This window comes from Blastococcus capsensis (assembly GCF_030165005.1).
GTDB classification, from domain to species: Bacteria; Actinomycetota; Actinomycetes; order Mycobacteriales; family Geodermatophilaceae; genus Blastococcus; species Blastococcus capsensis.
Window position 1 is genome coordinate 31,878 of the sequence record NZ_JASNNW010000013.1, and the last position, 24,940, is coordinate 56,817.

29 protein-coding genes are annotated in these 24,940 nt (G+C 72.3%); 1 reads left to right on the plus strand and 28 read right to left on the minus strand.

The annotated features are described in order from the left end of the window. Positions 1 to 92: 92 nt before the first annotated feature. From QOZ86_RS12875 to QOZ86_RS13010, 28 genes are all read right to left on the minus strand, one after another. Positions 93 to 1,241, minus strand: a complete 1,149-nt coding sequence (locus tag QOZ86_RS12875) for an EscU/YscU/HrcU family type III secretion system export apparatus switch protein (protein WP_284492369.1) — start codon at positions 1,239 to 1,241, stop codon at positions 93 to 95. Positions 1,242 to 1,263: 22 nt separating this feature from the next. After that, on the minus strand, positions 1,264 to 2,028 hold the full coding sequence (gene fliR / locus QOZ86_RS12880; RefSeq protein ID WP_284492370.1) for a flagellar biosynthetic protein FliR: 765 nt from the start codon (positions 2,026 to 2,028) through the stop codon (positions 1,264 to 1,266). A gap of 5 nt (positions 2,029 to 2,033) precedes the next feature. Further along, positions 2,034 to 2,309, minus strand: coding sequence for a flagellar biosynthesis protein FliQ (fliQ, locus tag QOZ86_RS12885; RefSeq protein ID WP_284492371.1), 276 nt, complete (start codon positions 2,307 to 2,309; stop codon positions 2,034 to 2,036). Positions 2,310 to 2,472: 163 nt separating this feature from the next. Further along, positions 2,473 to 3,315 (minus strand): flagellar type III secretion system pore protein FliP, encoded by an 843-nt coding sequence (gene fliP, locus QOZ86_RS12890; protein ID WP_284492372.1) that lies wholly within the window; start codon positions 3,313 to 3,315, stop codon positions 2,473 to 2,475. Beyond that, on the minus strand, positions 3,312 to 3,743 hold the full coding sequence (locus QOZ86_RS12895; protein WP_284492373.1) for a FliO/MopB family protein: 432 nt from the start codon (positions 3,741 to 3,743) through the stop codon (positions 3,312 to 3,314). The genes fliP and QOZ86_RS12895 overlap by 4 nt, the downstream gene beginning before the upstream one ends. A 5-nt stretch (positions 3,744 to 3,748) precedes the next feature. Beyond that, a complete protein-coding gene (gene fliN / locus QOZ86_RS12900) occupies positions 3,749 to 4,489 on the minus strand; it encodes a flagellar motor switch protein FliN (RefSeq protein WP_284492374.1) in 741 nt (246 codons plus the stop codon). Then, positions 4,486 to 5,481: a flagellar motor switch protein FliM gene (locus tag QOZ86_RS12905; protein ID WP_284492375.1), complete on the minus strand. Its 996-nt coding sequence runs from the start codon at positions 5,479 to 5,481 to the stop codon at positions 4,486 to 4,488. Before QOZ86_RS12905 ends, fliN begins: the two co-directional genes overlap by 4 nt. Positions 5,482 to 5,647: 166 nt before the next feature. Further along, complete coding sequence (locus tag QOZ86_RS12910) at positions 5,648 to 6,127, minus strand: flagellar basal body-associated FliL family protein (RefSeq protein WP_284492376.1); 480 nt, start codon at positions 6,125 to 6,127, stop codon at positions 5,648 to 5,650. Next, the gene (locus QOZ86_RS12915; protein WP_284492377.1) at positions 6,124 to 7,023 is read right to left on the minus strand and encodes an OmpA/MotB family protein; all 900 of its coding nucleotides are present in this window, start codon (positions 7,021 to 7,023) and stop codon (positions 6,124 to 6,126) included. The genes QOZ86_RS12910 and QOZ86_RS12915 overlap by 4 nt, the downstream gene beginning before the upstream one ends. Positions 7,024 to 7,051: 28 nt before the next feature. Next, positions 7,052 to 7,822: a motility protein A gene (locus QOZ86_RS12920; protein ID WP_284492378.1), complete on the minus strand. Its 771-nt coding sequence runs from the start codon at positions 7,820 to 7,822 to the stop codon at positions 7,052 to 7,054. A 3-nt stretch (positions 7,823 to 7,825) separates the two neighbouring features. After that, positions 7,826 to 8,107 carry a flagellar FlbD family protein gene (locus tag QOZ86_RS12925; RefSeq protein ID WP_284492379.1) on the minus strand — a complete coding sequence of 94 codons (282 nt, stop codon included), beginning with the start codon at positions 8,105 to 8,107 and terminating at the stop codon, positions 7,826 to 7,828. A gap of 285 nt (positions 8,108 to 8,392) precedes the next feature. Then, on the minus strand, positions 8,393 to 9,625 hold the full coding sequence (locus QOZ86_RS12930; protein ID WP_284492380.1) for a flagellar hook protein FlgE: 1,233 nt from the start codon (positions 9,623 to 9,625) through the stop codon (positions 8,393 to 8,395). Between the two features lie 68 nt (positions 9,626 to 9,693). After that, complete coding sequence (locus QOZ86_RS12935) at positions 9,694 to 10,116, minus strand: flagellar hook assembly protein FlgD (RefSeq protein ID WP_284492381.1); 423 nt, start codon at positions 10,114 to 10,116, stop codon at positions 9,694 to 9,696. A 15-nt stretch (positions 10,117 to 10,131) separates the two neighbouring features. Next, positions 10,132 to 11,595, minus strand: a complete 1,464-nt coding sequence (locus tag QOZ86_RS12940) for a flagellar hook-length control protein FliK (protein ID WP_284492382.1) — start codon at positions 11,593 to 11,595, stop codon at positions 10,132 to 10,134. A gap of 73 nt (positions 11,596 to 11,668) precedes the next feature. Next, positions 11,669 to 12,625, minus strand: coding sequence for a transglycosylase SLT domain-containing protein (locus QOZ86_RS12945; RefSeq protein WP_284492383.1), 957 nt, complete (start codon positions 12,623 to 12,625; stop codon positions 11,669 to 11,671). Then, entirely contained in the window at positions 12,613 to 13,065 is a 453-nt protein-coding gene (locus tag QOZ86_RS12950) for a flagellar export protein FliJ (protein ID WP_284492384.1), read from the minus strand. Before QOZ86_RS12950 ends, QOZ86_RS12945 begins: the two co-directional genes overlap by 13 nt. After that, positions 13,062 to 14,372, minus strand: coding sequence for a FliI/YscN family ATPase (locus tag QOZ86_RS12955; protein WP_284492385.1), 1,311 nt, complete (start codon positions 14,370 to 14,372; stop codon positions 13,062 to 13,064). The genes QOZ86_RS12950 and QOZ86_RS12955 overlap by 4 nt, the downstream gene beginning before the upstream one ends. Then, positions 14,369 to 15,394 (minus strand): FliH/SctL family protein, encoded by a 1,026-nt coding sequence (locus tag QOZ86_RS12960; protein ID WP_284492386.1) that lies wholly within the window; start codon positions 15,392 to 15,394, stop codon positions 14,369 to 14,371. The genes QOZ86_RS12955 and QOZ86_RS12960 overlap by 4 nt, the downstream gene beginning before the upstream one ends. Beyond that, complete coding sequence (gene fliG, locus QOZ86_RS12965) at positions 15,378 to 16,436, minus strand: flagellar motor switch protein FliG (protein WP_284492387.1); 1,059 nt, start codon at positions 16,434 to 16,436, stop codon at positions 15,378 to 15,380. The genes QOZ86_RS12960 and fliG overlap by 17 nt, the downstream gene beginning before the upstream one ends. After that, positions 16,433 to 18,025: a flagellar basal-body MS-ring/collar protein FliF gene (gene fliF / locus QOZ86_RS12970; protein ID WP_284492388.1), complete on the minus strand. Its 1,593-nt coding sequence runs from the start codon at positions 18,023 to 18,025 to the stop codon at positions 16,433 to 16,435. The genes fliG and fliF overlap by 4 nt, the downstream gene beginning before the upstream one ends. Beyond that, positions 18,025 to 18,339, minus strand: a complete 315-nt coding sequence (gene fliE / locus QOZ86_RS12975) for a flagellar hook-basal body complex protein FliE (protein ID WP_284492389.1) — start codon at positions 18,337 to 18,339, stop codon at positions 18,025 to 18,027. Before fliE ends, fliF begins: the two co-directional genes overlap by 1 nt. Continuing rightward, positions 18,339 to 18,743, minus strand: a complete 405-nt coding sequence (gene flgC, locus QOZ86_RS12980) for a flagellar basal body rod protein FlgC (RefSeq protein ID WP_284492390.1) — start codon at positions 18,741 to 18,743, stop codon at positions 18,339 to 18,341. Before flgC ends, fliE begins: the two co-directional genes overlap by 1 nt. A gap of 2 nt (positions 18,744 to 18,745) precedes the next feature. After that, complete coding sequence (locus QOZ86_RS12985; protein ID WP_284492391.1) at positions 18,746 to 19,093, minus strand: flagellar basal body rod protein FlgB; 348 nt, start codon at positions 19,091 to 19,093, stop codon at positions 18,746 to 18,748. Between the two features lie 466 nt (positions 19,094 to 19,559). Next, positions 19,560 to 19,979, minus strand: coding sequence for a hypothetical protein (locus QOZ86_RS12990; RefSeq protein WP_284492392.1), 420 nt, complete (start codon positions 19,977 to 19,979; stop codon positions 19,560 to 19,562). Further along, positions 19,976 to 20,362, minus strand: coding sequence for a flagellar export chaperone FliS (gene fliS, locus QOZ86_RS12995; RefSeq protein ID WP_284492393.1), 387 nt, complete (start codon positions 20,360 to 20,362; stop codon positions 19,976 to 19,978). Before fliS ends, QOZ86_RS12990 begins: the two co-directional genes overlap by 4 nt. Before the next feature lie 44 nt (positions 20,363 to 20,406). Further along, positions 20,407 to 21,771: a flagellar filament capping protein FliD gene (fliD, locus tag QOZ86_RS13000; protein ID WP_284492394.1), complete on the minus strand. Its 1,365-nt coding sequence runs from the start codon at positions 21,769 to 21,771 to the stop codon at positions 20,407 to 20,409. Between the two features lie 125 nt (positions 21,772 to 21,896). Then, the gene (locus QOZ86_RS13005) at positions 21,897 to 23,045 is read right to left on the minus strand and encodes a flagellin N-terminal helical domain-containing protein (protein WP_284492395.1); all 1,149 of its coding nucleotides are present in this window, start codon (positions 23,043 to 23,045) and stop codon (positions 21,897 to 21,899) included. 141 nt (positions 23,046 to 23,186) lie between these two features. Continuing rightward, on the minus strand, positions 23,187 to 24,173 hold the full coding sequence (locus tag QOZ86_RS13010; RefSeq protein WP_284492396.1) for a sigma-70 family RNA polymerase sigma factor: 987 nt from the start codon (positions 24,171 to 24,173) through the stop codon (positions 23,187 to 23,189). Positions 24,174 to 24,389: 216 nt separating this feature from the next. On the opposite strand from QOZ86_RS13010, the gene QOZ86_RS13015 reads away from it, so the two are divergent. Next, a complete protein-coding gene (locus QOZ86_RS13015) occupies positions 24,390 to 24,875 on the plus strand; it encodes a flagellar protein FlgN (protein WP_284492397.1) in 486 nt (161 codons plus the stop codon). Positions 24,876 to 24,940: the final 65 nt, after the last annotated feature.

The following is a 24,940-nucleotide window of genomic DNA, read 5'->3' on the forward strand; positions in this document are numbered from 1 at the left end:
CCCGTCCAGAGGCTCGCGCCGAGCCTGCGAGGCGTGAGGAGGACGGGGTCCTTCTACTGATCACCGCGGCGCCCCGGGTCCGGCGGCCCTGTTCAAGCGGCCACGGCCGGACGCCGCCGGCCGGCCTTGGGCAGGTCGGAGGTGTCCGGCGCCTCGAAGCCCGGGCGGTGGAAGCCGCCGCGCACGCCGCGCGCCCCCAGGTGCATGACGAAGGCCAGCACGCGGGCGACGGCGGTGAACAGCTGCGGTGGCACCTCCTGGCCGAGGTCGCAGGAGGCGTGCAGCGCGCGGGCCAGCGGGATGTCCTGGACGAGCGGCACGCGGGCCTCCGTGGCCCGCTCGCGCAGCTTCGCCGCCACCTCTCCCGCGCCCTTGGCCACCACCCGGGGTGCGCCCTTGGCGGCGTCGTACTTGAGGGCGACGGCGACGTGCGTGGGGTTCACGAGCAGGACGTCGGCCTCGGCCACCTCGCTCATCATCCGGTTGCGGGACATGGACATCTGCACCCCGCGGCGGTGCGCCTTCATGTACGGGTCGCCCTCGGCCTGCTTGTGCTCCTGCTTGATCTCGTACTGGCTCATCTTGAGCTGCTTCATCATCTTGTGGCGCACGACGACGTAGTCGGCGACGGCGAGGACGAGTCCGGTGACCGCGACGACGCGGAACATGAGGACGGCGGAGTCGGCGAAGGTCGCCGCGACCGCCGACAGGGGCAGCGCGCCCGCCGACGACACCAGCTCCTGCGCCCGCTCGCTGGTCACGATGACCACCGTGCCCAGGGCAGCTGTCTTGATCAGCGCCTTCGACGTCTCCCACAGACCCTGGGTGCCGAACATGCGCTTCATGCCGGGGAACGGGTTGAGCTTCTTCAGCGTCGGCTTCATCGGCTTGCCCGTGACGTGCACCCCACCCTGGGCGGCGGACGACGCCACCCCGACGAGCATCAGCGCGATCGCGGTCGGCAGCAGCGTGGTCAGGAACGCGATCAGCGCCGTGCCCAGGAGCGCGGTGACGGCGGTGATCTCCGGGTTCCGGGCCACCGCGGCCACGTGCACGAACAGCTGCTGCACCGCCTCGAAGGCGTTGCCCACCAGCATGGGCAGCAGGAAGCTGGCGGCGGCCACGCCCAGCCAGGTGCCCAGCTCCTGGGTCCGCGGGATCTGCCCGTCCTTGCGCGCCTTCTTCAGGCGCTGGGGAGTGGGCTTCTCGGTCTTCTCACCGCCCGGTCCGTCCTTGGCCATCAGGCCGCCGTCCGCTCGGCCATCAGCCGCTGCGCAGGGAGATCATGGCCCGGGCGCCGTGCTCGAGCAGGCTGTCCAGGGCCGGGGGGAGCAGCGGGAAGGTCAGCCCGAGCATCGCCAGGGTGAGCATGATCTTCACCGGGAACCCGAGGGTGAAGACGTTGAGCGCGGGGGCGGCCCGGCTCAGCAGGGCCAGCGCGACGTCGGCGAGCAGCAGCACGGCGACCATCGGCCCGGCGATCTGCAGCGCGGCCAGGAACATCATGGAGAAGGCGGTGATGAGCACCGCGGCGAGCTGGTCGGTGGGGACGTCGCCGCCGACGGGCAGCCCCTCGTAGGACGTGGCGAAGCCCTTGACCATGAGCAGGTGCCCGCCGCTGGTGAACAGCAGGGTGGTGGCCAGCAGGTAGTGCAGCTTGCCCAGCGAGCTGTTCTGGGTCATCGCCATCGGGTCGTAGCCGGGTTGCAGGGAGAAGCCACCGGCGACGTCGAGGATGTCGCCGGCCATCTGCACCGCGGTGAACAGCACCTGCACGACGAAGCCCAGGCCGGCGCCGATGATCACCTCGGTGATCGCGGTGACGAACAGGAAGCCCGCGGTGGGCGTGGGCAGCGTCGGCGCGATCTGGGCGGACAGCAGCACCGCCAGCGCGAGCGCCAGCGCACCCTTGACCGCGCCCGGGATGACCCGCGAGTTGAACGGCGGGGCGAGCAGGACGAAGCCGGCGGCCCGCGCCGTGCCGAGGAGCAGGGCCGCGAGCGTGACCGCCGGGACCGAGAGGTCCATGGCCGCTACGTCCGGTCGAGCAGCGCGGGCAGCTGGTCGAACAGGGTGTGGGTGAAGCTGACCAGCTCGGACAGCACCCAGTTCCCGGTGACCAGCATGGCGATCGAGACGGCGATCATCTTCGGGACGAAGGAGAGCGTGGCCTCCTGGATCTGGGTCGCGGCCTGGAACAACGAGATCAGGAAACCGACCAGCAGAGCGGTCAGCAGGATGGGTGCCGCGACCTTGGCGGCGACCATCATGGTGTCCGCGGCGATCTGGGTGACGTCGGCGTCGCTCATCGCTCGACTCCGGACTCGTTCCGCTCCTCGCTCGACGCTGTCAGTCGCCTCCGCGCTCGCTCCGCTCCTCGCTCGCTGGCGCTCGCTGCGATGCTCGGTCGCTGTCGGCTCCGGGCATCTCCCTGCGATGCTCGCTCGCCCGTCGTTCTCGCGTCGCTCATCGCTACCCCGTTCCCGCGTACGAGCCCACCAGCGCGGTGGTGATCAGCGCCCAGCCGTCGACGACGACGAAGAGCAGCAGCTTGAAGGGCAGCGACACGATGGTCGGCGGCACCATCATCATGCCGAGCGCCATGAGCGCGGCGCTGACCAGCATGTCGAGCACGAGGAACGGGATGAAGATGACCAGCCCGATGATGAACGCGCTCTTCAGCTCGGACAGGACGAAGGCCGGGATCAGCGTCGTCATGCTCACCGCGGCGGCGTCGGCGGGGGCCTCCTCGCCGGAGAGCCCGATCATCAGCTTCAGCTCGTCCTCGCGGGTGTTGGCGAGGAGGAATTCGCGCAGCGGGCCGACACCGGCGTCGTAGGCCTGCGAGACGCTCATCGTGCCGTCCATGTAGGGCTGGACGGCGAGCTCGTTGATGTCGGAGAGGACCGGCCCCATCACGAACAGCGTGAGGAACAGCGCGATCCCGGTGAGCACCTGGTTCGGTGGGGACGTCGCCATGCCCAGCGCGTTCCGGGTGAGTCCGAGCACCACGATGATCTTGGTGAACGAGGTGGCGAGGAGCAGGACCGACGGCGCCACCGAGAGCACCGTGATCGCCAGGATCAGGGTGATCGAGCTGCTCGGCGAGCCGTCCCCGATCGAGATGTCCACGGTGCCGTCGACCGCCGGAGCGGTCGGTGCGGTGGGTTCGGTGGGTGGGGTCGGCGCGGCCGACGCCGGGTCGGCCAGCAGGATCGCCGCGACCGTGGCCAGCAGGGTCAGCAGCAGGACGACAGCGGCGCGGCGGGGCGCGCGCGGCGCCGGCCGCGGCAGCGGGCGGGAGGCGGCGGTCATGTCCGGCGGACCGTCCGCTCGCGCAGCTCGTCCACCAGGGTTCCCCAGCCGTGGCGGTCCAGCACCGTCCCGGCGAGCACGCCGTCACCGGAGCGGGCGGCCGGGATGGCCGCGATCGGGGCGGCGTCGTCGGCCGGCTCCTCGGCGGCACGCAGCCGCGCCGGTGCCCGGCCTTCGCCGAGCACGGCGTCGACCGCGTCGCCGTCGACCTCCGCCAGAAGTGTGACCTGCTCCTCGGTGGCGCCGATGACCAGCACGAGATCGGCGATCCGCACCACGTTCACCGAGCTGGTGCGGCCCATGCGCTGCCGGGCCACGACCTGGATGAGGCCGTTGCCCTGTCCGAGCCCCTTCTTCTTCGCCAGCCGGGCGGCGAACCACAGCACGCCACCGATGAGCGCCAGCGACAGGAAGAGCCGGATGATCATCCACGTCATGAGACCTGCGCTCCGAGCTCGGCGGCGTCGGTGACGATCTCGCTGATCCGCAACCCGAAGTCCTCGTCGACGACGACGACCTCCCCGCGGGCGATCAGCGTGCCGTTGACCAGCAGGTCGGCCGGTGCGCTGGCCGCGCGGTCGAGCTCCACGACCTCTCCCGGGTGCAGGGAGAGCAGTTCCTGCACGGTCATCCGGGTCCGGCCGATCTCGACGGTGACCTCCATGGCCACGTGCCGGAGCAGCTCGAGGCTGCCGCGCTGGTTGCGGGTGGCGGGCAGGGTGACCTGCAGGGCGAAGGTCGCCTGGTGCTCGCCGTCGGCCAGCAGCGGGACGGCGACGAACATGCCCTTGTCACGCAGACCGTCGAGGGCGGCCACCGGCTCCTCGGTGCGCTCGGAGGCGACGCGCACCCGGCCCAGGGTCGCGGCGGCGGCCTCCAGGGCGGGCCGCAGCGCAGACGCAACGTCCAGGTGACCGACGGGGGAGTTCTGCAGGGCGTCGACGACGTCGCCGGAGACGACCAGCACGACGTCGCCGGAGACCTCCCCGGACAGGCCGGCGGTCACCGCCACGGCGGCGGACGTGGGGAGCGGGACCCTGTCCGGGTCGCTCACCGGGGCGCCCGCCGTCAGCACGGAACTGGAGGGGACCAGGTTCGCGGCCGCGCGCGCGGCCGCGGCCACGACCTCCGTCACGGTCTGGGAGTCCTGCGAGTCGGTGCGGGGCGCGGTCATGCGGAGTCCTTCGCGGCGTGCGGAGCGTGCGGGGTGGGAACGATGGAGGCGGCCAGCCGGCGCCGGTGGTTGGTGGCGATCGCGTAGGCGAACGTCACGTCGTTGGTCGTGACCTCCAGCGGGCTGTCGCGGGCGTGCCGGAGCAGCAGGACGTCGTCGACGGCGAGCGAGAGGAGGTCGGAGGAGGAGACGGTGAGCGGCGCGAAGCGGACGCTCACGTCGACCGGCACGAGGTTGAGTCGTTCGATCAGCGCCTCACGGGCGCGCTGACGCTTGAGCCGGGCGGATTCCGACAGCTGGGGGGAGGCCGCGTTGTTCAGGGCCTGGGCGAAGGACGAGAACGGCAGCACGACCGTCGCCTCGCCCTCCCGGCTGCCGACGGCCATCGCGAAGCTGGCGACCATGACGGTGTCCGAGCCGGCGGCGGCCTGGGCGAGCTGGGGGTTGTACTCCCGCCCGACGAGCACCGGCTGGATCTCGGTCACCGAGGACAGCGAGCTCGCGAACTCGTCGAGCAGCCGCTCCAGCAGGTGGTTGGTGATGGTGGTCTCCATCGCCGTCATCGGCCGGTTGGGCTGGGCCGCGACGCCGGAGCCACCCAGCATGTGGTCCACCATCGCCATCGCGATGTCGAGCGGAAAGGCCAGCAGACCCTTGCCGGCCAGCGGCTCCATGGAGAACGTCGAGATGAACGAGGGGTTCGGCAGCGCCCCGATGTAGTCGTCGTAGGAGAACTGCTCGATGCCGTCCAGTTCCAGCCGGGCGCCGGCGCGCAGGAACGTCGTGAGGATGGTGGTCGCCTGGCGGGCGAACGCCTCCTGGGCGATCTGCATGACCCGCACGTGCTCCCGGGAGAGCTTCGTCGGCCGGCGGAAGTCGTAGGTCCGCGGCTCCCCGCGCCGACTGCGGGTGCTGTGGCCGGCGGGGGCTGTGGGAGTCGCGGCCGGGGCCGGGGCGGCGGCCGGGGCCGGTCCGGTCTCGGGGGTGGTCACGCAACCCCTCATCGGCGGGGACCGGGGGCACCCTGACCGGTGCCCGAGATGCCGCCCACCGGGTGGGGAGCGTGGGGCCGGGGGTGCCGGGTGGTGCGGATGTGACGCGGCGGGGCACCCTCCGTGCTCGGAGGGTGCCCCGCCGTGGTCGTCGCGGTTACTGCTGCTAAAGCCGGAAGTACTCCGTGTAGGAGTTTCCCACGACCGGATGGACGCCGTCGTGGTCGGTGTAGGCCTCGATGATCTTCTGCTCGAGCGCCTTCTTGAGCGCCTCGCGGGCACCGACGACGTCAGCCGGCTGGGCCTGGGAGAAGGTGGAGATGATCAGGTCGGTGGCCTTGGAGCCGTCCGGCCCACCACCCCCGTGACCGCCCCCGGCAGCACCCTCCTCGGTCAGCTCGAGGGCGACGCCGATCTTCAGGTAGCCGCCGCCCGCCAGGTTGACCGCCACCGGGGCGAGCGGGACGAAGGTGTCGCCGGACACCGCCTCGGCCTCCGCCTCGCCGGCGCCGGCGAACAGGAAGAAGTAGGCGGCGCCGGCGCCGGCCAGCAACGCGACAGCCAGCAGCATGAGGAGCTTCGCCTTGCCGCCCTTCGCCTCGGTCTCGTCCCCTTCGGCGGAGGCGTTCTTGTCCTTCTTGCTCATTCGGTCACTCCCTGGTGGGCGGCGTCGATCCCCGGCAGCAGCGCGTTGGCCTCTGCCGAGGCGGTGGACAGGACGACGATGTCGACCCGGCGGTTCACCGAGATCGCGTCGGGGTCGGACTCGGGTACCAGCGGCCGGGTCGACGAGTGGCCGTTGGCCGACATGCGGGGCTGCGGGACGCCCTGGTCGCCCAGGTGACGGACGACGGTCGTGGCGCGGTAGGCCGAGAGCTCCCAGTTCGACGGCCACATCCCGCCGGGGGTCACCGGCAGGTGGTTGGCGTGCCCTTCGACGCCCAGCTGGTGGGGCAGCCCGATCAGGGTGGGTGCGACGGCGTCGAGGATGGCGGCGCCCTCGGGGCGCAGGACGGCGCGCTCGGCGTCGAACAGCACCTCGTCGGCCACGATGTGCACGACCAGCCCGCGCTCGTCGATCTCGTAGCGCGCCGCACCGGCGTAGCCGGCGGCGGCCAGCGCCGCCTGGATCGCCTCGCGGGCAGCCGCCAGGTCGTCGTAGGCCTGCCGCGCCTCGGCGGCGACGCGCTCGGCCCGTTCGATCGCGGCCTGGGCCGCGGCCTGGTCGATCTGCGCCTGCTGCACCGTGGGGTCCGGCGGGATGGCCGAGGCGATGTCGACGACCCCGGGCAGCCCGTCGAGAACCGACCCCTCGGGGGCGGCCGCCGGCGTCACCGAGATGGGGGCACCGAAGGTCGCCGAGAGGCCCTTGGCGAGCGCGGAGAACTTCGCCTGGTCCACCTGGCTCATCGCGTAGAGGACGACGAATGTCACGAGCAGCAGCGTCACCATGTCCGCGTAGGAGACCAGCCACCGCTCGTGGTTCTCGTGCTCCTCCTCCTCGTGCTTCTTCGCCCTCCGGCGGCCGTTCCCGGTGCTCACGGCTCACCCACGAGGGTCAGGGCCTCGGTCACGCCGCCTGCTTGGCGACGGCGCCCGGCGGGACGAGCGAGGTCAGCTTCAGCCGGACGGCGCGTGGGCTGGTGCCGGCCTGGATCTCGGTGATGCCTTCGACCAACAGCTCCATCTGGGCCGCCTGGAGCTCGCTGACGCGGAGGATCTTGGCGCCCATGGGGAGGAACCAGAAGTTCGCGGCCATGACGCCCCACAGCGTGGCGACGAACGCCGCGGCGATCATCGGACCGAGCGACTCGGGGTTGCTGAGGTTGGCCATCACGTTCATCAGGCCGACGATGCAGCCGACGATGCCGATGGTCGGGGCGTAGCCACCCATGGCGTTCATGAACTTGGCGGCGACCTTGTCCTCGGTCTTCTTGGCGGCGATCTCGCTCTCCAGAACCGCGCGCAGCTCCTCGGGGTCGGTGCCGTCGATGCCCATCTGCAGGCCGCGGCGCAGGAACGGGTCCTCGATCTGCTTGACCTGGGCCTCGAGTGCGAGCAGCCCTTCCTTGCGGGCCTTCTCGGCGAGGCTGACCAGGATCTGGATCTGGTCCGTCGGCGGCGGCACCTTGGCCGGCATCAGCGCCATCGTGAACCAGCCGGGCATCTTCTTGAGGTCGTCCATCGTCTGGCTGGACATCGCCGCACCGAAGGTGGCGACGAGGACGAGGATGATCGCCGGGAGGAAGAGCAGCGAGGTCGGGTCCGATCCCTCCATGACCATGAAGGCCAGGAGGGCGACCATCGAGACGACGAACCCGATCAGGGTGGCCGGATCCATGGGTCAGCGCTCCTCTCGGACGGGGAAGGGCACGACCGAGGAGTCGTGGGACGGCTGGTCGGGAACGGACGGGCGGTAGGTGCCCCGGTCCATCTCGTAGGAGATGGCGAGGATGCCGGCGCGGTACTCGCGGATCTCCTGGAGGACCTCCTCCACGCTCTCCCGCACGACGTACTTGGTGCCGTCCACGAGGAACGCCACCGTGTCCGGGTGGCCCTCGACCTTCTCGATCAGGTCGGGGTTGAGTGCGAACTGGTCGCCGTTCAGGCGCGTCACTCGGATCACGGGTCGGTCCTCTTGCTCGGTGGGGCCCGGGATCGGGCGGGAACGGCACTGTTCTCATCGGCCCCGGGACGGAGTTCCTTGAGCCGAAGCGCCCTGTCCGGGCGCGTGGAACGGACGGCCCGGTCACCCCTTCGGGTGACCGGGCCGCCGTCGGTGACGTGCTGGAACGGCCTCTCTGCAGGGGGCACTGCGCTGAGCTTGCGAAGCGTGGGGGGCAGCTGGAGGACCCGCCTGCCCCCGTCCCTCGCAAGCCCGCGCCGGGGCCCTGCAGGCGGGCCGGACGAACTATCGCTTGAGGTTGACCAGGTCCTGGAGCAGCTCGTCGGAGGCGGTGATCACCCGGCTGTTCGCCTGGAAGCCGCGCTGGGCGACGATCAGCCCGGTGAACTCCTCGCTGAGGTCCACGTTCGACATCTCCAGCGCACCGGAGCTCAGCTCGCCACGCCCGCCGAGGCCGGCCAGGCCGATGTTCGCCAGGCCGGAGTTCACGCCCACCCGGAAGGACGAGTTGCCGGCCTTCTCCAGGCCGCTGGGGTTGTCGAAGGCCGCGAGTGCGAGCTGGCCCAGCGGCTGGCGCAGCCCGTTCGAGTAGACGCCCATGATCGTGCCGTCGTTGCCCAGGGAGAACGACTGCAGCGAGCCGAGCGGGTAGCCGTCGGGCTTCGGCGCGGCGAGGGTGTTCGCGCCGCCGAACTGGCTGAGCCCGGCCAGGCTCATGGTCACCGGGTTGGTCCAGCTGGGGTAGCCGACCGGCGTGAAGGGGGCCAGCTCGTGGTCGGGGCCGGCGGGGGTGGTCAGCTCGCCGGTCGCGTCGAACACGATCCCGGTGGGTGCCATCAGCGTGGTGCCGTCGGCGTGGACGACGCTGACGTCCCAGGTGTTGGCGCCGGTCTTGACGACGTTGTAGGCCACCTTCTGCAGCACGCCCTGGCTGTCGTACATGTCCGCGCCGAGCTGGAACGCCGTGCCGTCGGCGACGTCGGAGGGCAGGTTCCCGACCATGCTGCCGGCCGTCGTGGCCGTCGGGTTCACGATCTGCCCGTAGGGCACCCGCAGGCTCTCGACCGGACCGTTGGAGTTCACCGTGCCGTCCGGGCCGGCCACCCAGCCCTGCAGGACCGAGCCGTCCGGGGTGACCAGCTGGCCGTTGGCGTCGAAGTCGAACGAGCCGGCCCGGGTGAACAGCTGCTGGCCGCCCGCGCCCTCGACGACGAAGAAGCCGTCGCCCTCGATCATGAAGTCGGTCGACCGCCCGGTCGACTGCGCCGCACCGTTGGTCCAGTTGGTGGTGATGCCGGCCAGCTTCACGCCGAGGCCGATCTGGGCCGGGTTCGTGCCGCCCCGGTCCGCCGCGGGCTGGCCGCCGGCGCGCACGACCTGGGAGAGGGTGTCCTGGAAGACGGTGTTGCTGCTCTTGAAGCCGACGGTGTTGACGTTGGCGATGTTGTTGCCGGTGACGTCCATCTTGGTCTGGTGCGCGCGCAGACCGGAGATGGCGGAGAACATGGAGCGGAGCATCGGGGATCTCCTCCGGGTGGGGGGGTGGCTAGGGGGTCGCGGGGGTCGGCGAAAGGACGCGCGGACGGTCAGCGGCGGCCGACGTCGGTGATCCGGCCGAGGGGCACCGCGATGCCGCCGACGGTGGCGACCGCCTCGGTCTTGTCCGTGCCCAGGCGGACGGAGCTGACGACGCCGGTCTTCGCAGCACCCGTGTCGTCGGTGTAGGTGACGGTCTGGCCCACCATGGCGCCGGCGCTGCTCGAGCGCTGCAGGGCCAGGAGCGAGGCGTTCTGCTTGGTCAGCTCCTCGAGCTTCTCCACCTGGCTGAAGGTGGCGGTCTGGGCCATCAGCTGGTTGGTGTCCGCGGGGCTGCCCGGGTCCTGGTACTTCATCTGGGCGACCAGGAGCTTGAGGAACATGTCCTTGCCCATCTGGTTCCCGCGTTCCACGGCGGCAGTGGCGGCGTGGGGGACGGTGGTGCCGACGGCACCGCTGACTGCGTCCGGCATCGGTGGTGCCTCCTCTCAGACGTGGACGTCCACGCCGGAGGACGTGGATCGGGTGGTGGGCGCGTTCGGTCGCCCTTCCCCGCTATCGGCAGGCCGCCCCCATGACCGTGACCGTTCGCCGGCCTGGTCCTGCCGCGGTCCCCGGTCGCCGGAGCCCTGCTGGGTCTGCTGCTCGGCGGCGTGCTTGGCCAGCCACGAACCACCGGCGTCGGCGTCGACCTCCACCTTCGAGGGGCTGAGGCCGGCGGACTCCAGGTCCCGGCGGAGCTCGGGCAGCGCGTCCATCAGGGCTACGCGTCCCAGCTCGTGCGCTCCGCGCAGGGTGAGGTCCAGCCCGCTCTCGCCGACCGTCACCCGCACCTCGACCGGACCGAGGTTCTCCGGGGTGAGGACGAGCGTCATGGTGTGCGTGCCGGTGCCGGTCCCGCTGAGCACCGCGACTTGGCGGGCGACCTGGCCGGAGACCGGCAGCGACGCCGCCGTCCCGGTGGCCGCGTCGGTCGTGCCGACGGCGGCCGCCGGGCCCGTGGCCGGGACGGCCGGTGCCGTCGCCGCCGCGGTGGGGGCCACGTCGGGGACGTCGGTCGGGGCATCCACGGGCGCCTGGACGGCGGGCGTGGACGTGGCGCGCGGGTCGGCCTCGGCTCCGGGTCCGCCGTCGCCCGGCTGCCCGGAGCCGGCGAGGACGGTTCCGAGGCCGGCGGCGGGCGCCGCGGCGCCGGGTGTGCCGGTGGTGGTCGCCGCACCGGCCGGCGGCGGCGGCGCGGGTGCGGCGGCGGCAGCGCCGGACGCGGGCCCCGGGACGGCGGGCGCGGGCACGACCGTCGCCGGTACCGGACCGGCCGAGGATGTGCCGGGTGCGGGTGCGGGTGCGGGTGCGGGTGCGGGTGCGGGTGCCGCTGCCGGTGCCGCGCTGATGGGCTGCGCGGCCACGTCGGCCGGCACGGCAGCCGGCGTCGCAGCGCCGGGGACCGGTGTGGGCGGGATGGTCACCGCACCGGGAACGGCCGGGGTGGCCGCGGTCACCTGGCCCGGGACCGCGGCGGGGCCGAGAGCGCCCCCGGCCTGCCGTACGGCGGACGCGGCGGTCGCCGGCAGCACCGGTCCGCCGGCGGCGGGGACGGCCCCCGGTCCGGACGTGGCGAGGGCGGCGGTGGCCTGACCCGTGGTGGCCGCGGTACCCGGGGACGTCCCCCCGACGGCGAGCGCCCACAGCGCGGCGGCCACGCTCGCCGCCGTGGTGTCGACGACGGCGGGCGCCTCGTCGCCGGTCTCGGCGTTCCCCGTGCCGGTCTCCCCGGACGCCTGCCGGCCGCCGCCCCCGCCACGGGTGGCATCGCCGACCGGGCCACGGCCGTCGGCGAGTGCGCCGTCCAGCGCGGCGGCGAACGGCGCGGCGCTGTCGGCCCGCCCGCCGTCGGAGGATGCGGTCGACGCGGGACGCGCAACCGGAGCGGTGGCGGTCATGGGAGCGGTCACGATCTCTCCTCGCTGGCACTCGTCGGTCCCGTGACCGACGGTGCTCTGTCTCTCGCTGACCTCGCGAGCTCGGTCATCTGTAGGCCTCTGCCTTGCTCATCACGGAACGGACGTAGTTCTGGGTCTCGGGGTAGGGCGGGATGCCCCCGTAGCGGCTGACCGTTCCGGGCCCGGCGTTGTAGGCCGCCAGTGCCAGCTCGGTCGAGCCGAACTGCTTGGTCAGGCTGCTGAGGTACTTCGCCGCGCCGTCGATCGCCGCCCCCGGGTCGAGCGCGTTGACGCCCAGGCCCTTCGCGGTGGCCGGCATGAACTGCATGAGGCCCTGCGCGCCGGCCGGGGAGACCGCCGAGGAGTCGAAGCCGGACTCCTGCTCGGCGACCGCGGCGAGCAGCGAGGGGTCCATCCCGTGCTTGGAGGCGGAGCGGGTGAACAGGTCCGCGTACGGCACCCCGGCCAGGCGACCGCCCCCGACCGCGGGGGCGGTCGTCGCGGCGGTCGCCTCGGGGAGGACCCGGCGGATCAGCGTCGGGCTGCCCACCGCCTGCACCTTCACCGACTCGCCGGCCTGCGGAGCGGCGACCATCTGGCCGTTGCCGATGTAGATGCCGACGTGATCGATGCCCGCGCGCGAGGAGGAGTGGTCGAAGAAGACCAGGTCACCGGGGCGGGCGGTGGCGAGGGAGGCCACGGCCGTGCCGGCGGTGGCCTGCTGCGAGGAGGTGCGGGGCAGCTCGATGCCCAGGTTTCCGTAGACCAGCTTCGTGAAGCCGGAGCAGTCCAGGCCCTTGCTGGGATCGGTACCGCCCCACAGGTAGGGGACGCCGAGGTACTTCTGCGCCTCGCTGACCACCGCGCTCTCCGACGCGCTGCCACCGGCGGCCGACCAGGTGTCCACCGAGGCGCTGCCCGTCAGACCGGCGGCGCGGGCGGCCGAGGCCCAGCCCGCCGAACTGGTGGACGCCGCGGCCACCGGCTGGAAGCGGGCCTGGATCTCGGTGATCCGGGCCTGCACCGCGCTCAGTCCGTCCACGCCGGCCCCCTGAGGCCGGCGGCCCGGACGGCCCGGCCGGTCACGAGGTCGTCGGCCGCCCGCTCCTCGGCGACGTCGGCGGCCTGCTGCAGTGCATGCCGGTGCCGCTCGGCGAGCCGCTCGAGTCCCTTGGTGCGCTGGGCGGCCGCAGTCCACTCCGCCCGCACGGCCTCGGCCTGCTCGGCCGACGCGATGGCCATCGCCCGCGCGTCGGCGGCGTCGGTGGCGGCGGTGCGCAGCAGCACCATCGCCGCCACGAACGAGCCCGCGGGCAGCGACGGCGGCAGCACCGCGCCGGCCAGCGCCGCCTCCTGCTCGGCGGCCCGCCGGCCGGCGTCGGCGGCGGCGTTCGCGGCCGCGGCGGCCGCGGCGGCCGCGGCGCGCTCCTCGGTGCGGCGCAGCTCGAGGACCGGCTGCAGCCGGAAGGCCGCGCGCTTCACGCGGCCCTCACGATCCGCTGCAGCCACGCCCACGCCTCGGGAGCGGACGTCGACTCACCCATCGGCTGCTGCAGGAACGCGTCGATCTGCGGGGCCAGTAGGCGCGCGCGGTCCACCAGCGGGTCGCTGCCGGCCTGGTAGGCGCCGATCTCGATCAGCTCCCGGACGTCGCGCAGCGCACCCATGAGCCGGCGGATCTCGCGCGCGTCGGCCATCTGCGCCGGCGGCACGACCGCGCCGGCGACGCGGGAGATGGACTCCAGCACGTCGATGGCCGGGAAGTGGCCGGTCGTGGCGAGCTTGCGGGTGAGCACGACGTGCCCGTCGAGGATCGAGCGGGCGGTGTCGGCGATCGGCTCGTTGTGGTCGTCGCCCTCCACCAGCACGGTGTACAGGCCGGTGATGGAGCCGGTGACGCCGGTCCCGGCCTTCTCCAGCAGCTGCGGCATCATCGCGAAGACGCTCGGCGGGTAGCCGCGTGTCGCCGGCGGCTCGCCCGCCGACAGGCCGACCTCGCGCTGGGCCATCGCGGTGCGGGTGATCGAGTCCATGAGCAGCAGGACGTCGCGGCCCTCGTCGCGGAACGACTCGGCGATGCGGGTGGCCACGAAGGCCGCCTTCAGCCGCACCAGCGGCGGCTCGTCGGACGTGGCGACGACGACGACGGTGCGCGCCATCCCCTCCGCGCCGAGATTCTCCTCGAGGAACTCGCGCACCTCGCGACCACGCTCGCCGATCAGCCCGATGACCCGCACGTCGGCGTCGGTGCCGCGGGTGATCTGGGCGAGCAGGCTGGACTTGCCGACGCCGGATCCGGCGAAGATGCCCAGGCGCTGCCCCTTGCCGCAGGGCACCAGGGTGTCCAGCGCGCGGACCCCGAAGGTCAGCGGCTCGGCCACCCGGGCGCGCGAGAGGGCGTGCGGCGTCCGTGTCTCCAGGTCCACCCAGGAGGCCAGGCCGCCCAGCGGCGGTCCGCCGTCGACCGGACGGCCGAGCCCGTCGAGCACGCGGCCCAGCAGTGCCTCGCCCACGGGGACCTGCAGCGGGCGCCCCGTCGCGCGGACCGGTGCGCCGGCGTGCACGCCGGACAGGCCGCCGAGCGGCATGCAGGTGAGCCGGTCCCGGCCCACCGCGACGACCTCGGCCAGCAGCGGCTTCCCGGTGGGGTTGACCTCCACCAGGTCACCGACGGCGGCGCTCACGCCGTCGACGCTCAGCGTCAGGCCCATGGCGCCGGTGACGACGCCGGTCACCTGGGGACGCGCGGCGGCGCGGGCGCGCTCGAGGACGGTGGCGGGAACGGTCATGAACCCAGCACCGCCTGGACGCGCTCGAGGGCGGTGCCGAGCTGGGCGTCGATGCGGCGCGGCCCGGACTCGGCGATCGCGCCGGCCCGCTCCACCGACGGGTCGCCGATGACGCGCACGGTGTCGGGCAGCTCGGCGAGCGCCTCGGCGGGCACCTCCGCCAGGTCGTCGGGGTGCAGCCGGACGAGGGCCGGAGCGTCGGCGGGGCAGAAGGTCAGCGCCCGCCGGACGGCGTCCATGGCCGGGTCGTCGGCGAGCGCGAGCTCGCGGCCGAGGATGTCCTCCACCAGGGTGACGACGGTGCCGACGATCGACTCGCGGATGTCGTCGGCGACCGGTCGGGCGGTCTCCTCGAGCTGCCGCGCGGCCGCGCCCAGGGCAGCGGTGGCCGAGACCAGCCGGCGCTCCCAGCGGGCCTGCACCTCGGCGAGCCGCTGCTGCGCGTCCCGCTCGGCCTCGGCGACGACGGCCTCGGCGGCGAGCAGACCTTCGGCGTGGCCGGTGGCGAAGCCCTCGGCGCGGGCCTGCGCACGGAGCCGCGCCAGCTCCTCGGCGTAGACGTCGCCGAGCCGGAACGAGGGCTTGCCCCCGGCGATCGGACGGTCCTCGGCGCGCCGCACCGAGGTGCGTCGCTCCACGGGGGAGGGCTGCGCCGGGACGGGTGCCGACGCCGCCGGAGACGGGGCGGCGCGATCCGCCGCGACCGGCAGCTCCTCGACGGCCCCGCGGGCCACCGGTACCGCGGCGGCCGGCGTCAGCGCGCGCTCGGCCATGACCTCCCGGTACGGCCGGGCCTGCGCGGCCGAGCCGCCGCGCAGGACGGCTCCTTCCCGCGGCGCCCACTGGCGCGACTCCGCGCCTCGGTCCGCTCCTCGCTCGTTCCTCGCTGCGATGCTCCCGAGGCTGTCGTCGCGCGGCGCCCACTGGCGCGACTCCGCGCCTCGGTCCGCTCCTCGCTCGTTCCTCGCTGCGATGCTCCCGAGGCTGTCGTCGCGCGGCGACCGCTCAGGAGACGAAGTCATCGTCCCCACCTCGGTTGATGGTCAGCACACCCTGCTCCTCGAGGGTGCGGATGACCGCGACCACCTTCGCCTGCGCCTCCTCGACGGTGCGGGTGCGCACCGGGCCGAGCAGCTCGATCTCCTCGGTGAGGTTCTCGGCGGCGCGCTCGGAGAGGTTGCGGCGGATCTTGTCCTGCACGTCGGGGCGCACACCCTTGAGCGCGGTGGCCAGGTCGTTGGCCTCCACCTCGCGCAGCACGAGCTGCAGCGAACGGTCGTCGATGGTGACGATGTCCTCGAAGACGAACATCTGCGAACGGACCTGGTCGGCCAGCTCGGGGTCGGTGCTGTCCAGCCACTCGAGGATCGAGCGCTCCGTCGGCCGGGGGGAGCGGTTGATGATCTCGACGAGGGTCTCGACACCGCCGACGGTGGTCATGTCCTGGTGAGCCAGGATCGAGCCCATCCGGCGGCCGAGCTCCTCCTCGACGAGGCGCACCATCTCCGGGGACGTGCGATCCATGGTGGCGATGCGGTGCGCGACCTCGGCCTGCTGCTCGGGCGCGAAGCCCGACAGCACCTCGGCGGACTGGGCCGCCGTCAGGTGGGCGAGCACGAGCGCGATGACCTGCGGGTGCTCGTCCTTGAGGAAGGTGACCAGCTGGCGGACGTCGGCGTTGCGCAGCGAGGCGAACGGCACCTCGGTGTAGACGACGTTGAGCCGGGACAGGATGCCCTCGGCCTTGTCCTGGCCGAGGCCGGCGGCGAGGATCTCGCGGGCGAAGTCGACGCCGCCGCGGCCGACGAACTGCTGGGCGGTCATCAGGCCGTGGAACTCGCGCATGACGTGGTCGACGTCGCCGAGCTCCACCGAACCGAGCTTCATCAGCTCGCGGGTGATCGCCTCGACCTCGCGCGGCCGCAGCTGGGCCAGCAGCACGCCGGCCTCCTCCTTGCTCATCTGGGCGAGGAAGACGGCTGCCTTTCGCAGGCCGGGCAGCTCGGGCTTCGCGGGAGTGGCGACGACCGCGCCGGGCATGGTCGGGATGCTCGCGAGAGTCATGATCTCGTCTCGCTCAGCCAGCCGCGCAGCATGGCCGCGACCTCGTCGGGACGCTCGCTGACCATCGTCGAGATCTCCCCCCGGACCTTGGCCCTCTCGGCGGCTTCGAGCTCGAGCTCCGATGGGGTGAGCGGGACCTCCTGCCGGACGCTGGCCACCCGCAGGCGGTCCAGCTCGGCGAGCATGTCGTCGTCGAGCTCGAGCGGCTCGTAGTCCTCCTCGACGTCCTCCCGGCGGCGCGAGCGCAGCCAGACGATCAGGACGACCAGCGCGATGCCCGCGGCGATGCCGCCGGTGCGGATCATCGACCACATCTGCTCGGCGGCCTCGGCCTCGCGCGCCGCCTCCATCGCCGCGGCGGCGTTCTCGGCCGCGGCGTCGTCGAACGGCATCGCGGCGACGGTGATCTCGTCACCCCGCGCCTGGTCCAGGCCGACGGCGTTGGTCATGAGGTCGGTCATCTGCTGCTGGTTGAGGTTGCCGGCGACGGCGTCGTCCATGACGACCGAGACGGTGAGTCGTCGCAGCGCCCCCGGGGCCCCCTCGGTCACCTCGACGGTCTTCCCGACGGCGTTGTTGGCCGTCGTGGACTCCTTCTCGTAGTTCGACTCCCCGCCACCGGCGTTCTCGGCGGCGTCGGGCATGTTCTCCGGGCCGAGGATCCCGCCGACCGGAGCGCCGCCACCCTCGTAGGTCTCGGTGGTCGTCTGCTCCGAGATGGGCGGCGTGCCCTCCTGGAAGTCGTAGGTCTCGGTGGTGGTGTTGCGCTGGTTGAGGTCGACGTCGGCACGGACCGACACGACGGCGTTCCCGGTGCCGACGACCTGGTCGAGGATCTTCTGGGCGTTGGCGGCGAGCCGGTTCTCGTACTCCTGCTCCACCTGCGAGCGGGCGTCGCCGGCCGCGGCGGTGATGCCCTGCCCGGGGGAGGAGAGCACCTGGCCGGTGGCGTCCGCGACGGTGACCTGGTCGGGGTCCATGTCCTGGATGCTGGACGAGACCAGGTTGGTGACCGCCTGGATCTGCTCGCCGGACAGCGCCGTGCCGGGAGTCAGGTCGAGCAGCACCGATGCGGTGGGTTCGGCCTTGTCGGTCACGAACACCTCGTCCTCGGGCAGCGCCACGTGCACGACGGCGGAGTTGACGCCCGCCAGCGACTCGAGCGTGTTGGCCAGCTCGCCCTCCAGCGCCCGCTGGTAGGTCACCTGCTGCTGGAACTCGCTGGTGGTGATGCCCTGCTTGTCGAGGAGGGCGTAGCCGGTGTCCTGGCCGGCCGGCAGACCCTTGCCGCTCATGGCCAGCCTCAGGTCGTACACCTTGTCCTTGGCCACCATGATCGTGCTGCCGCCGTCGGCGAGCTCGTAGGAGACGCCCTGGGCGTTCAGCTCCTCGACGATCGCGGAGGCGTCGGAGGCGGCCAGGTTGGAGAACAGCGGGGCCTGGGTCGGCGTGGTGATCCAGCTGTAGAAGAAGAACCCGCCGAGGGTCAGCCCGGCCAGCAGGAGGCCGATGACGACCTTCTGCCCCAGGCTGATCGTGTCGAACGTGGAGCGGGCCCGCTCCAGCGTCCCGGCGAGTGCCGACGTCATCAGATCTGCATCCTCATGATCTCGTTGAAGGCCGCGACGGCCTGGTTCTTGATCGTCACGACCATCTCGGTCGCCAGGCCGGACTCAGCGCTGGCGATCATGTAGTCGTGCACGTCCTTCAGGTCACCGGTGGCGGCCTGGACGGCCAGGTCCGAGGTCGCCGACTGGGTGGCCTGGAGCTTGTCGAAGGTGGCGGCGAGGACGGCGGCGAAGCCGTCGGCTCCCTCGGTGGCCGGAGTGCCGCGGGTGCTGCCGGCGACTCCGGTGACCGCACCGATGCCGACCGGCGGGATGCCGCCGAGCGGGATGGTCATCAGCGCTTCCCGAGCTGCAGCGCGGCCTGGTAGGCGCTGGTGGCCCGCTCGACGACGGCGAGGTTCGCCTGGTAGCCGCGCTGCGCCATCATCATGTGGGTCATCTGGTCGCCGAGGTCGATGTCGGGGTACTTCACGTAGCCCTCGTCGTCGGCCAGCGGGTGGTTCGGCTCGTAGACCAGCCGGCCCTCGGGGTCGCCGAACTCCGCCCGGGCGACGCGGACGCCGCCCTCGCCGGTGCCGTAGTCGACCGCCTGGGCGACGACCAGCCGCGCCTGGAAGGCGTCCTCGTCGGTGCGCCGCACCGTGTTGATGTTCGCGATGTTGTCGGCAGCGGCGTCGAGCCACTTCCGGTGCGTCATCAGCCCGGACTGGGAGATGCTCAGGGCCTGGAACACGCTCATGGTCAGGACGTCCTCAGGGCCGTGCGCATCGAGTTGTACTTGCCGTCGAGCGCGTTGAGTGCCAGCTGGTAGCGGAGGCCGGTCTCGGTGGCGATGACCGTCTCCGCGTCCAGGTTGACGTTGTTGCCATTGGTGTTGGTCGGCTCGAGCGAGCGGACGGTGGTGCCGCCGGTAATCGCCGGCGTCGACCCGCTTCTGACGGCCCCGCGCAGCGACGTCTCGAAGTCCGTCCGCCCGGCCAGGAAGCCGGGAGTGTTGACGTTGGCGATGTTGTCGGCGGTGACCCGCTGCCGCTGCGCGAGCCCGGCGAGAGCCGAGTGCAGGACCGTCATGGTGGTGTCGCTGATCATGGGGCGGCTCGCCGACAGGTGGAGCAGGACACGTTCGACCTCCGGATAGGCGGAAGAAGCACTCGCGAGCGAGTGCGGGGTCGCCGATCCGTGGCGATGGTGGTGCTCTCCGTGCACGTATTCCATCGGCACCGGGCGATCGTCGGTTGACCGTCGGTCCGTCACACGGGTGACGTCTGGGACGGGAGGAGCATCCCGGTGCCCGATGGGCCTTCTGTGACTCGTGTGGCTCCACGGGCGGTGGCCCACGCTGCGCCCTGTGGGTGGGGCGGCCGGCACCGGCCCGCCGTCCGCCGTCCGCCGTCCGCACCGTCGGGTCGCCGCCCTCGCCCTGCACCATGAGGACGGCGACCCCGGGGCGAAGGTGGCGGCTCGGTCGGAGCACCGAGGTCCTGCCGGCCGGAAACGACAGCGCTCCCGGTCCCTCCGTGACGGAGGGCCGGGAGCGCACGAGCCGGGGACGTCTCTACAGGGCTCGGTCGACGAAGGAGGCGACGGGCCGGCTGGGCGCGTAGGACATGCGGGCGGCGACATCGCGCTGGCGTTGCGACTGCAGGATCCGCTCGACCAGTTGCTCTGCGACGGCCAGCTGGTGCTGCAGCAGCTGGGCGGCGCGCTCCCGCAGGTCCGCCGGGATCGGACCGAGGTCCGCCGGCGGCACCCAGTCCCCGGTGCGTCGACCCCACACGGCGATCTCTTCGGCGCGGCCACGCGCGAGGGCGGTCTGGGCCTCCAGCACGTCGCCCTCGAGCTCGTCGAGGGTCGTCTGCCAGCGCGCCGCCGTCCGCCGGCGGTCGTGTCCGTCGGCAGCCGTGCCGCTGTCCGGGTGGGGGTTGTGGCCGAAGCCCGCGGTGGCCGAGCCGGCCACCGGCGGGATGCCGCTCACGAGACAGAGCCGGCCAGGGAGGTGGTCGCCTGGCGCCACGCGTCGCGCAGCGGCTCCACCACCTGGCGGCAGGAGGAGATGCGATTGCCGTCCAGCTTGACGTTGGCCTGCACCAGCTCGCTGATCAGCCAGTTGTAGAGGGAGGCGAGCCGGGGGCCGCCCTCCCAGGCGTCGACCCGCAGGCTGGCGAGCAGCTCGTAGACGATCGCCTGGGCGTGCTGCAGCTGCTCGCTGACTTCTTGCCGGTCGCCCGTTGCCACGGCGTGCTGAGCCCGCTCCAGGTCGAGGGCCAGCCGGTCGTAGAGCATGACCAGCACCTGCTGCGGCGAGCTCGTCGCGACGGCGTCGCCGAGGTAGCGGGCGCGGAGGGATGCGGCACTCATCGAGAGGTCTCCTGGAGCGGGAAGGGGTTCTGTGGAGCGGGGGGTCAGGAGTAGGACGGCAGCGAGGCGATCTGCCCGGCCAGCCAGGAGGACTGCTGCTGCAGCGAGCTCAGCGCGGTCTCCATGGCGGTGAACTGACGGGTGAGGATCTCCCTGCGCTTGACCAGGCGCAGGTCCCAGGCCTCGATCTTGTCCTGGATGTCCTCGGCCTGGCTGTCGCGGCCCTTGGCGAGCAGGACGAGCGAGCCGGTGGTGGTGTCGGAGGCCGTCGTGGCGATGTCGAGCAGCCGCTGGGCGACACCCGGCACGACGTCGTCGGCGTTTCCGCTGATGCCGTCGGCGCCGGGCCCGGCGGCACCGCCGGCACCCAGCCGCTGCGCCAGCGCCGGCTGGTCGGCCAGCGCAGCGGTGAACTTCGCCGCATCGAACGCGATGGTGCCGTCCTTGTTCAGCTGGAGCCCGATCGTGGCCGGCGAGCCGTCGGCGCCCACGGCGAAGGACACCGCGTCGAGGACCCGGCCGCTGAGGGCCCGGAGCGCGCTGTCGCCCTTGAGCGTCGAGGTGGTGCCACCCTTGGGGTCGGTGTTCGCCTTGATGCCGCTCAGCGCGCGGTTGGCGGCGTCGACGAGCGACTGCATCGCTTTCCCGGCCGCGCCGGGGTCGGCGGCGACCTGCACGGTGACCGCGGTCTCCGGCTTGCTGACGGTGATCGTCACGCCGCTCATCACGTCGGCGAAGGTGTTGGTCGAGGAGACGACGTCGTAGGCGGTGGTGCCGCTGCCGATCGTCAGCTTGGCGTCGAGTCCCTGGGTGGACACCGCGAACGTGCCGGCGGTCCCCAGGTCGAACCCGGCGGCCGCGCCGGTGGTCTTGGCGGTGACCTGCAGGCGGTACTTGCCGTCGGATCCCTTGACGGCGGTGGCGCCGAGCCCGAACTCGCTGGCGTTGATGGCGGTGACCGCGTCGGCCAGGGTGCCGTCCCCGCCTACGGTGATCGTGCCCTTCACGGTGCCGTCGGTGGCGCGGACCTCGATCGGTGAGGTCATCCCGTAGAGGTCGGTCGTCGCCGTCCAGTTGCCACCGGAGACGATGGAGTGCGTCGTCGCGGTGTTCGTGACGTCGAAGGTGAGCGAGCCCGTCGGAGCGCCGGCGGTGGCGGAGGCGGCGACGTTCGTGGCGGTGCTGGTTGCCTTCACCGCGGTCCACGTCTCCGGCTTCAGCACGGCCTCCGCCGCGGTGCGGAGGGCGTCGAACCGGGAGTTGACCGAGCGGTAGGCCGACGCGGCGGCTTCGGCGAGGGACAGCCGGGTCTTCAGCGCCGCCTGGGGGGCGGCCTCGGCCTGGATCAGCTGGCTGATCAGGGACGCGGTGTCCATCCCGGAGACCAGGCCGCCGATGCTCATCGTCATGTTCCGTGCCTCCGGGCTCTGGGTCTGGGTGGGATGGTCCGGGTGCCAGTGAGGGGGGAGGCCGGGTGGCCTCCCCCCTCACCGGGTGGTGCTGAGGTGCTACTTCCTCAGCTGCTCGCCAGGGATCAGCGGAGCAGGGAGAGGACGCCCTGCGAGGCCTGGTTGGCCTGCGCGAGCATCGCGGTGCCGGCCTGCGACAGGATCTGGTTGCGGGTGAACTGCACCATCTCCTGGGCCATGTCGGCGTCGCGGATCCGGCTCTCCGAGGCAGACAGGTTCTCCACGGCCACCGACAGGTTGTTGATGGTGTGGTCGAACCGGTTCTGGATGGCACCCAGGTCGGCGCGGGTGGTGGAGATGGACTTGATCGCCTTGTCCAGCGAGACGATCGCCTTCTCCGCGCCGGTCTGCGCGGTGAACGCCGTGTTCTTGTTGGCGAAGTCACCCGCGGCCGAGGAGACCGCCAGGGTGCCTGCCGCCGTGGCGCTGCCCGCGGTGTAGGTCACCTGGGCGGCGTCCAGGCCGAGGGCGTCGGCCACCTTCTCCTTGATGGCGGTGACCTTGGCGGCGTCGGTCTCGGTCTGGCTGATGCCGGTCAGGTCGACCGTCTTGCCCTCCCAGGTGATCTTGCCGTTGAACGTCCCGGCACCGATCTCGCCGGTCGCGGTGACCGACTCGAGCACCGCGGCGCCGTCACCGTTGACGACGGCGCCGGTGGTGCCGCCGGTCGGGTCCGCGACGGTCACGTCGAGGGCGTTGACGCCCAGGCCGCGGGCGCTGGTGCTGGTGCCCACGACCACCGAGATCGACTCGCCGGCGTTGGCGCCGACCTGGAAGTTGCCCTTGTAGGAACCGTCCAGGAGCTTCGTGCCGTTGAAGGTCGTCGTCTCGGCGATGCGGGTCAGCTCCGACTGCAGCTGCCCGATCTCCGACTGGATGTTCTTCTTCGCGTCGTCGTTCAGGCTGCCCCCGCTGGAGGCCTGCACCGACAGGTCGCGCATGCGCTGGAGGATGCTGTGCGTCTCGGTGAGCGCACCTTCAGCGGTCTGCACGACGGAGATGCCGTCCTGGGTGTTGCGGACGGCGACCTTCAGGCCACCGATCTGCGAGCGCAGGCCCTCCGAGATGGCGAGCCCGGCCGCGTCGTCGGCGGCGCGGTTGATGCGGAAGCCGGAGGAGAGCTTCTCCAGCGACTTGCTCATCTGGCCGTCGGTGACGGACAGGTTGCGGTGCGCGTTGAGAGCCGCGATGTTCTGGTTGATGCGCAGACCCATGGTGTTCCTCCTTGGACGGGGTCGTACTGGGGGGTTCCCGCTGCATCCGTGCTGCGGGCCGTGCTGGTGTCGCAGAGTTGATTACGGCCTGACGCCGCCGTGACTTGAGGCGAAGCGGAGTCTTTTTTCCTGGGCGCTCGTTCAGGCCGGCCGGGCAGCGGTCGCGCGGTCAGGCGTGACCCACATGCCGGCTCGCGACGGCGGACACGGGGGAGCGGCCGGCGCCCCCGACGTCGTCCGCCCGGTGAGCCGCTCCAGGTAGCTTCGCTGCTGGTTGCGGGCCCGGACACCTCCGGTTACCGGTACCGACGTGCCTTCCCAGGTCTCACCCATCGCGGCGTGCAGCAGGGTCAGTGCCCGCGCACGCATCTGCGACACACGGGAGAGGGTGACCCCGAGGTCCTCCGCGATGTCGGTCAGTGATTCATCACCGAAGAAATTGCGCTCGATGACCTCGTCCATCCGGTCGGGCAGCGCCCGGATCGCCTCGTGCAGGTGCCGGGCCCGCTCGCCGCGGAGCATCGCGCGCTCGGGTGACTCGCCGGTGTCCGGCAGGTCGAGGGAGGTGCCGTCGGGTCCGGCCTCCGCATCGATGCTCACCATGACCGCGCGGTGGACGTCCACCTGGAGGTGGTCGAGCTCGCTGCGGGCGATGCCCAGGCTCGTGGCCAGCTCCTCGCGCGTGGGCGGCCGGCCCAGGCTGATGGTCAGCGCGTCGGCGGCGGCGTCGGTGCGCCGGGCAGCGGCCCGCACCGAACGGCTCGCCCAGTCACCGGAGCGCAGTTCGTCGAGGACCGCGCCCTGCAGCCGGGCCAGGGCGTAGGTGGCGAAGGATGCTCCGGCGGTCGGATCGAATCGCCGGGCCACCTCCACCAGCGCCACGTGGGCGCAGGACAGCAGGTCTTCCCGGCTGACGTGGCTCGGCAGCGAGATGCGCGAGGCCACGGCGTTCACGGCGAAGGCGGCGAGCGGCAGGTGCTCGGTCACCAGCGCGTCGACCTCCTGCTGGGAACGGCCCTTGACCGGATGCGGTACCCGGCCGCTCCGGGGGCGTTCGTGCAACGGCCGGTCATGCGCGGACCGGTTCGGCAGGGGTCGCTCGGTCGCGAGGGCACGGACTGGGGTCACGTCCGTATCTCTCGGCGGGCGACGGGGAAGTCGGCACCACCGGTCGGCAGGAATCCTCCCGCACTTGAGTGCCAGTTCCGCGCTTCGGCTTGATCCCCCTCGATCGAGTGCCGATGGCAGCCCTCGACGGCGGTCGTCCGGGGCACCCGGCCCGGCCCGACCGGGAGCCTGATGACGAGCCCACGGACGAGCGAGACGACGGAAGGCGGTGGACACGTGGACTACCAGCACCTGTCGACGTTGCTGTGGCGGGAGCAGGAGCTCCTCGACCTGCTCCTGTTCAAGGCCGAGGAGAAGCAGTACCTGATCCTCACCGGGAAGACCCGCTGGCTGCAGCGGATCGCCCATGAGATCGAGGTGGTCCTCGACCAGCTGCGCACCCTGGAGGTGGAACGGGCGGCGGCGACCGAGATGCTGGCCCAGGGGCTGGGCATCGAATCCGACCCCTCGCTGCGGCAGGTGGCCGAAGCCGCCCCCGCTCCGTGGAACGACCTCTACGCCAAGCACCACGAGTCCCTGCTCGTGCTGGTCACCGAGCTGCGCAGCCTCTCCGACGCCAACCGGGAGCTGATCGAGGGCGGCCTGGCCGCCATCGGCGACGCCCTGCTGCAGGTGCGCACCCCGTCGGCCGGCACCTACGGCTCGACCGGCCGCCACTCCGACGGCAGCCACCGCGCCGTCACCCTGGACGGTGCACTGTGAGCGAGCTCGCGAGCTCACCGATGTGCAACGGAGCCCTGCGAACGCAGACGACGAGCGCCAGCGAG